The sequence below is a fragment of the Saccharothrix sp. ST-888 genome (assembly GCF_000955975.1).
Lineage (GTDB): Bacteria > Actinomycetota > Actinomycetes > Streptomycetales > Streptomycetaceae > Kitasatospora.
The window spans coordinates 1-658 of record NZ_JYJF01000323.1; the positions used below are offsets into that span (position 1 = coordinate 1).

Annotated in this window: 1 protein-coding gene; it reads left to right on the forward strand. The window is 64.4% G+C overall.

What is annotated here, in order from left to right; genetic code table 11:
• Positions 1-462 precede the first annotated feature (462 nt).
• The coding region (locus tag UK12_RS32895) for a hypothetical protein (RefSeq protein ID WP_197085371.1) at positions 463-658 on the forward strand (196 nt) is incomplete at its 3' end.

Sequence of the window (658 nt, forward strand, 5' to 3'; positions counted from 1 at the left end):
CTTGGTCGACTTCCTCTCCTAGCAGGAGCCCTGCCCGCTGGGACCAGCTTCAACGAACCGCTTGACAGCGCCGCAGCAGCCGTAACTTCGCGGCATTGCTTTGAAACGTCCCTGATCTGAACTGCCGGAAGATTACCCGAACGGGACCTCCTGTCCGACCGTCAGGCGAACTTTCCAGTATTATTTTGGTTTATCAGTAAAGAATGGTGGCAGGGGAACTGGAGGTTCCCCTACCACCGCTGGGCTGACTAGTCCCTGGTCAGTCGGTGCTCAGCTGTTCACTGCCGCGCCCTGCGGGCCGGCAACTTCCCGGCGCCTGCGGGCCTTTCCGCAGCGCAGCAGGAATGCGCCCACCCCCAGCAGAGCGCTTGCAGAGAGCCCGGCTGCCTTGATCGGAGCTCCAGTGTGGGCCAACCCACCTCCACTGTGGCCGGCGTGCTCTGCGGGGAGAGGCCGCGAGACGTGGCTGTTCTCGTGGCCGTTCTCGTGCTCACCATCGTGGCCGTGGCCGTGGCCGTTCTCGTGGCCCTTCTCGTGCTCACCATCGTGGCCGTGGCCGTGGCCGTTCTCGTGGCCCTTCTCGTGCTCACCATCGTGGCCGTGGCCATGGCCGTTCTCGTGGCCCTTCTCGTGCTCACCATCGTGGCCGTGGCCATGG